The sequence below is a fragment of the Actinocatenispora comari genome (genome assembly GCF_017312725.1).
GTDB classification, from domain to species: domain Bacteria; phylum Actinomycetota; class Actinomycetes; order Mycobacteriales; family Micromonosporaceae; genus Actinocatenispora; species Actinocatenispora comari.
The window spans coordinates 120,877-127,742 of record NZ_BOPO01000149.1 but is presented as its reverse complement, the minus strand read 5'-3'; the positions used below and the strand labels follow the sequence as shown (position 1 = coordinate 127,742).

Genomic DNA, 6,866 nt, shown 5'->3' with positions numbered 1-6,866 from the left:
CCCGCTCGGCTGCGGCGCGGGCTGCGCCGGCACCGGTGCCGCCGGCGAGCGCGGCGCGGCAACGGGGGAGTGTGGTGTGGCAACGGCGGGCTGCGGCGCCGGTGACCGCGGCGCGGCCGGGATCGGTTGGCCGGCCGGGAACAGCCCGGCGCCGGCCGCCCGAACCGCGGCGCCCGGCCCGACCCCCAGCTCGGCCGCGCTGCTCAACGCGGGCAGGATCCGGGTCGCGTTCGCGCCGTCGGACTCCGGGCTGCGCAGGCTGCCTTCGGCGACGACCAGCTCCGGCTGCTCGATCGCGGTCGACGCGATGCCGAGCCGGCGGTGCAGCGTGGAGGCGGCGAGCGGGAGCCGGCTGCCGCCGCCGACCAGGAACACCCCGGCGATCTGCTTGGGTGCCAGCTGCGCGGCCCGCACCACGTCGGCGGTGGCGGTCACGGTCTGCTCGACCAGGGGCAGCGCCAACCGTTCCAGCTCGTCCCGGGTCAGGTGCGCGTCGACCTCCAGCACGGGGACCGCGAGCTGCGCCGACGAGGACCGGGACAGCTGCTCCTTGCAGGCGCGGACATCCGTCCACAGCTGCTCGCGGGCGCGCCGGTCGGCGGTCGCGGCCGGCGCGGTGAGCCGTTGCCAGCCGGTCGGATCGGCCGGGCCGTACCGGGTGCCGAGCCAGTCGACGATCGCCGCGTCGATGTCCAGCCCGCCGAGCTCCAGCCCGTCCACCACGGCGGTGTCGAAGCCGTGCGCCCCGCGCAGCACCGCGCTGGCGTCGAACGTGCCGGCGCCGAAGTCGTACACCACCACCGCGGAGCCGGCCGGGATCCGGTGCCCGAGCACCTCGGTGAAGTAGCTGGCCGCGGCGACCGGCTCGGCCACCAGCCGGGGCCGGGGCAGCCCGGCCCGGTGCGCCGCCTGGACCAGCGCGTCCCGGCGCCGGCCGGCCCACGTCGCCGGGTGGGTGAGGGTCAGCTCCCGCACCGCGGTGCCGTTGACCCTGGTCGCCTCGACCGCGACCCGGCGCAGCACCGCCGCGGTCAACGCGATCGTGGTGACCTCGGTGCCGCCCAGCAGGACGGTGCCCTCGCCGATGTGCCGCTTCGGCGAGGGTTCGAACCGGGTCGGGTCGAGCCGCGCGGCGTGGATCGCGTCCCGGCCGGTGAGCAGGTGCCCGGACGGCTCCAGGTAGACGGCGGAGGGCAGCAGCGGGGTGCCGTCGAACAGCAGCGGGCGCACCGAACCGTCCGCCCGGCGCAGCACGCCGACGGTGGAGGAGGTGCCGAAGTCGATACCCAGCGCCGGACCGGAAGCCATGCACAGGAGTCTATGTACCGGGACAACACCGACCAGGACGGCACCCACGGCCGGGCGTCGCCGGGCCCGAACGGCAACGTGCCGGCCACCGTGGATCGGTGGCCGGCACAGGGTCTCGCCGGGCGTCGTCGTGGCATCCCTCGCGATGGACGCCCGACTGCCCGTGGTGGCCGGGGGGCCGACTGCGCCACCCGGCCCAGTACGGTCAGCGCTTGCGCGGGGTGCGCTTCGCGGCCGACTTGGTGGCGGTCTTGCGGGCGGTGGTCTTCTTCGCCGCCGTGGTCTTCTTCGCCGCGCTGGCGGTGGTCTTCTTGGCCGCCGCGGTGGTCTTCTTCGCGGTGGTCTTCTTGGCCGTGGTCTTCGCCGGCGCGGTCTTCTTGGCCGCCGCGGTGGTCTTCTTCGCCGCGGTGGTGGTCTTCTTCGCCGGCGCTGCCTTCGCGGTCTTGGTCGCGGTCGCGGCCTTCTTCGCGGTGGTCTTCTTGGCCGCGGCGATCTTCTTCTTGCCGGTCACCACGTCCTTGAAGCCCTGCCCGGCGCGGAACGCCGGCACCGAGGTCTTCTTCACCTTGACGGTCTCGCCGGTCCGCGGGTTGCGCGCGGTGCGTGCCGCGCGAGCCCGCTTCTCGAAGACACCGAAGCCGGCCAGCGAGATCTTGCCGCCCTTGGCAACGGTGCGCTGGATCTCGTCCAGCACGGCCTCCAGCGCCGTGGTGGCGGTCTTCTTGTCGCCGAGCCGGGCTGCCAGGGCCTCGATCAGCTCTGCCTTGTTCACAACAGTCTCCTCAAGTCTTCGCGCGGATGCGCTGTACTTTCGCGAGCAAGTATGCATGCCACTATCCCACTGACCAAACAGGACAGCGCGAATACCCGCCCGTTCCGCAGGATTCAGCCGTTCGGCGGGCGGTGCGAGGTCCGAAAGGAGACCGCCGTGGAACGACAACTGGCGCTGCTGCGCGGCGTCAATCTCGGTGCGCACAACCGAGTCGGCATGGCTCAGTTGCGTGCGATGTTGGCCGAGCTTGGCTGTGCGGCAATCAGCACCCACCTGCAAAGTGGCAACGCGGTGTTTTCCGCGGCCACGCCCGCAGACCGTACCGCAGCGCTGATCCGGGCCGCGATCGAGTCCGAGTTCGGCCTCGACGTACCGGTGTTGGTGCGCACCGCGAGCCAGCTGCGCGCGGTGGTCGAGGCCGACCCGTTCGGCTCGGTGGCCACCGACGAGTCCCGCTACCTGGTGCAGTTCCTCGACGTCGAACCGGATCCGGACCGGCTCGCCGCGCTGGCCGAACGCTCCTACGAGCCGGAGCGGTACGAGCTGATCGGCCGCGAGCTGTTCCTGTGGCTGCCCGGTGGGGTGCACAAGTCCCGACTGGAACCGGCGCTGCGCCGGATCGTCGGCGTCGGTACCGCCCGGAACTGGCGCACCCTGCGCCGGCTGCTGGAGCTGATCGAAAGCTGAACACCGGCATCGGCCGGGCTCAATTCGCGCCGGGGTTGGGCGGCGCACCGTATCGTGGGGCCATGCCCAGTCGACGGGAGATACTGGACGTTGCGGGGCGGGACGTCCCGATCACCAACCCGGACAAGGTCTTCTTCCCCTCCTCCGGCCGCACCAAACTCGATCTGGTGCGCTACTACCTTGCCGTGTCCGATGGCGTGCTGCGCGCGGTCGGCGGCCGCCCGATGGCGCTCAAGCGGTACGTCAACGGGGTCGACGGGGAGGCTTTCTACCAGAAGCGCGCCCCGCAGAACCGGCCGCCGTGGGTCGAGACGGTGGAGCTGAAGTTCCCGTCCGGGCGCAGCGCGCACGAGATCGTGCTCACCGACGCCGCCCAGCTGGCCTGGGTGGTCAACCTCGGCTGTGTCGACCTGCACCCGCATCCGGTGCGCGCCAGCGACCTCGGTCATCCCGACGAGTTACGGGTCGACCTCGATCCGGTGCCCGGTGTCGGCTGGCCGGAGATCCGCCAGGTGGCGCTGCTGATCCGGGAGGTGCTCGCCGACGTGGGCCTCACCGGCTGGCCCAAGACGTCCGGCTCGCGCGGATTCCATGTGTACTGCCGGATCGAGCAGCGGTGGACCTTCACCGAGGTGCGCCGGGCCGCGGTGGCGCTGGCCCGGGAGGTGGAGCGGCGCGCGCCGGACCTCGCCACCAGCAAGTGGTGGAAGGAGGAGCGGCACGGCGTGTTCGTCGACTACAACCAGAACGCGAAGGACCGCACCACCGCGAGCGCCTGGTCGATCCGGCCGACCCCGGACGCCCGGGTGTCCACCCCGCTGCGCTGGGACGAGGTGCCCGACTGTGACCCGGCCGCGTTCACCATCGACACCGTGCCCGACCGGTACGCGCAGCTCGGCGACCCGTGGCAGGACATGGACGCGTCCGCCGGTTCGCTGACCGGGCTGCTGGAGCTGGCCGAGCGGGACGCCGAGAACGGGCTGGGCGACGCGCCGTGGCCGCCGCACTTCGCCAAGCAGCGCGGCGAGCCCCGCCGGGTACAGCCGTCCAAGCGCAAGGCCGATCCGGAGCCGGCGGCGGAGGACGACGAGGCGGGCACCGTGCCGCCGCCGGCGCCGGGCAAGAGCAGCGGGCCGACCGGCCGGCGGCGCACCACCATGCCGCTGATCGAGATCGCCCGGGCGCGCACCAAGGACGAGGCGATGGCCGGGCTGGAGCGCTGGAAGCAGCGCCATCCGGGCGTCTGGCCGCAGCTGGAGCCGGCCGACGTGCTGGTCGACTCGATGCGCGGCCGCAGCAGCACCTGGACCCGGATCCGGCTCAACCTGCAGCACGTCCCGGCCGACGAGCGGCCCGACCAGGAACCTTTGGAAGTCGACTACGACCCGTTCGCCTGACCGGCCGGCCTGCCGGCACCGCGGGCCGGCCGGGTCGCCGTGGCGGACTGCCAGGTCGGATTGCCGCCAGCACCGGCGGTGGCGCGCTTTCTAGCGTTGCCGCATGACGCAGATCCTGACACCCGAACGGGCGACCGGCCGCGCGCCTGGCCTGGGCGCCGCGGCGCTCGGCGCGTCGACGCTGGCGGCCGCGGTGGCGACCGCCACGAGCTACGTCCTGCAACCCGAACTGTCCGACGTCGCGGCCGGGATCGGCGCGTCGCTGTCGACCGTCGGCATCCTCGCCGGCGTACCGATCGCCGGCTACCTGCTGGGCCTGGCGCTGCTCGTCCCGCTGGCCGACCGGGTGCGCTCGAACCGGCTGATCGCCGCCCAACTCAGCCTGCTCGGTGCCGGCCTGGCGGTCGCCGCCGCGGCGCCGAACCCGGTACTGCTCGCGCTCGGGCTGCTCGTCGCGGGCGCCTGCGCGAGCACCGGCGCGCAGTTGAGCAGCCTGGCCGGCCGGTACTCCGACGACGCGCGCCGGGGCCGCACCGTCGGTACGGTCACGGCCGGCATCTCCGCCGGCATCGTGCTGGGACGCATTCTCGGCGGCGCGCTGGCGGACCAGTTCGGCTGGCGGCTGATGCTGGTCGACTTCGCCACCGCGTGCGTACTGCTCGGCCTCGCCGCGCTGATCACGCTGCCGAGCCGCCCGCTACCCCCGACCCAGCGGTACGCCGCGGTGCTGGCGGCGCTGCCCCGGCTGGTGTGGGCCGACCGGGCGTTGCGGTTCGCCGCGCTGTCCGGCGCCCTGTGGTTCTTCGCGTTCAGCCTGGTCTGGGTGGGGCTGTCGCTCGCGCTGGCCCGACCGCCGGTCTCGCTGCCGCCGAGCACCATCGGCCTCTACGCGCTGGCCGGGTTGCTCGGCATGGTCGTGACCCGGTTCGCCGGGCGGCTGGCGGACCGGTTCGGCTGGTCGCGGGTGGTGATCTGCGGGCTGCTGGTCACGGCCGCGTGCACGGCGGTGCTGGGCGCGAGCCTGACCCGGCCGGTACCGCTGCTGGTGGCATTGGCGCTGTTCGACGCCGGACTGTTCGCCGCGCAGGTGGCGAACCAGTCCCGGGTGCTCGGCCTGGACCCGGCCCGGCCGGCGCAACTCAACAGCGCCTACATGACGGTGTACTTCGTGGGCGGCGCCACCGGCACCGCGGTCGGCGGGCTCGTCCTCTCCTGGGCCGGCTGGCCGGGCCTCGCGGCGCTCGCCGCGACCGCCCTGGTGTTCGCGCTCGTCCTGGTTCGGGTCGGTGTTCGTACGCGCTGACGGGGCAGCCCTCGTGTCCCGCAACGGCGCGCGACCCCCGGCCGGATCCGGCCGGGGGTCGCGTGTTCGTGTCTCGTTACAGGTTCGCGGACTTCACGGCCGCGGTGAACGCGGCAAACGCGGCCGGCTCGACCATCAGCGCCGGCCCCTGCGGGTCCTTGCTGTCCCGGACGGCGACGATGCCAGGGAGGTTGCCGGCCACCTCGACGCAGTTGCCGGTGTTCCCGCTACGTGTGCTCTTGCGCCATCGGGCGCGGGAGAGGTCTGGTGAGGGCACCCCGCGCTCCTTTCTGTTAGTGAGCCGCTAGACGCTTCGCGATTCTACGCAGGAGCGCGTCGGACTCATCCGACGACAGCGCGTCGCCGCGAAGCTGTTCCCAGACCGCCTCGTAGGGCGCGACCTCAGCCGCGTTGTCGAAGTACTTCGCACCGACGAGCAGGTCGACGTACGCGATGCGGTCGTCGATCGTCGGGAACGGGGTCGGCAGCGGTGGGAAGTCCATCACCACGAAGCTGCCGTTCATGGCTGGATGCGCACCGGCGGCGCTCGGCAGAACCTGGATCTCCACGTTCGGGCGCTGGCCGACTTCCAACAGCCACTCGATCTGCTCGATCATCACCTGCGTCCCGCCTACTTGGCGCCACAACAGCCCTTCGTCGAGCACTGCCCGGAACTGCACCGGGTCTTCGTCGTCGCTGATGCGCTGTTGCCGCTCGATCCGCAGCCGGGTGAATCGGTCGATCTCGGCGGCGGACTGCCGGGGCACTAGTGCCTGCACCATCGCCCGTGCGTACTCCTCCGTCTGCAGCAGGCCCGGAACCGCCAGGCCATCGAACGCGCGGATGGTCGAGGCGTCCGATTCGAGCCCGAGATACTGCCCGAACCAGTCCGGCAGGACGTCGTGATACGGGTACCACCAACCGCGCTTGCGTGACTGCCGGGCGACCGCCTTCACGGCCTCGATGACCGGCTGCTCCACGTCGTACTGCATCAGCAGGGCCTGCACATCGTTCGGGTGCGCCCTGTTCTCCATGCCTTCGATGCGGGAGAGCCAACTCGACTGGTGGTCGACGCCCGCCGCAGCCTCACCGACGCCCATCCCCTTCCGCTCGCGGTACATGCGCAGGGTGGAAGCGACACGCCGCGTGGGAACCGTCGGACTTAACCGTCGTGTGGTCATGCGACCCATCATCTGCCGGATCGGAACTATGGTCAACCAGGACACGTCGAATCGGAATCTTGCGCGTTTGGCATGTTCGGTCTACTGTCCCTCGTGTCGGACGTGACGCTCCTGATCCGCAAGGTGACTGAGTGTGGCTGATGGCGCATGGGCGTCGGACGCTGATAGCCGCTGGACCTGGCAGTGTCCGGCGCCCGCAACAGACCGGCCGGACCGCA

At 72.2% G+C, this 6,866-nt stretch carries 6 protein-coding genes and 1 pseudogene; 3 read left to right on the top strand and 4 right to left on the bottom strand.

From position 1 onward, the window contains the following. Positions 1 to 1,308: Hsp70 family protein (locus tag NUM_RS35425; protein ID WP_207129305.1), on the bottom strand; the 1,308-nt coding region annotated here is incomplete at its 3' end. A gap of 205 nt (positions 1,309 to 1,513) precedes the next feature. Continuing rightward, on the bottom strand, positions 1,514 to 2,080 hold the full coding sequence (locus NUM_RS35420) for an HU family DNA-binding protein (RefSeq protein ID WP_207129304.1): 567 nt from the start codon (positions 2,078 to 2,080) through the stop codon (positions 1,514 to 1,516). 156 nt (positions 2,081 to 2,236) lie between these two features. On the opposite strand from NUM_RS35420, the gene NUM_RS35415 reads away from it, so the two are divergent. The 3 genes and pseudogenes from NUM_RS35415 to NUM_RS35405 all read left to right on the top strand — a co-directional run bounded on the left by NUM_RS35415 (position 2,237) and on the right by NUM_RS35405 (position 5,467). Then, entirely contained in the window at positions 2,237 to 2,767 is a 531-nt protein-coding gene (locus NUM_RS35415) for a DUF1697 domain-containing protein (RefSeq protein WP_207129303.1), read from the top strand. Between the two features lie 62 nt (positions 2,768 to 2,829). Continuing rightward, positions 2,830 to 3,834, top strand: a pseudogene (ligD, locus tag NUM_RS35410) (non-homologous end-joining DNA ligase); the annotation flags it as partial. A 433-nt stretch (positions 3,835 to 4,267) separates the two neighbouring features. Beyond that, positions 4,268 to 5,467, top strand: coding sequence for an MFS transporter (locus NUM_RS35405; RefSeq protein ID WP_207129302.1), 1,200 nt, complete (start codon positions 4,268 to 4,270; stop codon positions 5,465 to 5,467). A 76-nt stretch (positions 5,468 to 5,543) separates the two neighbouring features. On the opposite strand, the gene NUM_RS35400 is transcribed toward NUM_RS35405, so the two are convergent. Beyond that, positions 5,544 to 5,744 (bottom strand): DUF397 domain-containing protein, encoded by a 201-nt coding sequence (locus NUM_RS35400; RefSeq protein WP_207129301.1) that lies wholly within the window; start codon positions 5,742 to 5,744, stop codon positions 5,544 to 5,546. Positions 5,745 to 5,760: 16 nt separating this feature from the next. Continuing rightward, a complete protein-coding gene (locus NUM_RS35395) occupies positions 5,761 to 6,648 on the bottom strand; it encodes a DUF5753 domain-containing protein (RefSeq protein ID WP_207129300.1) in 888 nt (295 codons plus the stop codon). Positions 6,649 to 6,866: the final 218 nt, after the last annotated feature.

Bases quoted from the DNA above. Each gene is read 5' to 3' on its own strand.
- NUM_RS35405 (WP_207129302.1), top strand. From the start codon at position 4,268: ATGACGCAGATCCTGACACCCGAACGGGCGACCGGCCGCGCGCCTGGC.
- NUM_RS35395 (WP_207129300.1), bottom strand. From the start codon at position 6,648: ATGACCACACGACGGTTAAGTCCGACGGTTCCCACGCGGCGTGTCGCT.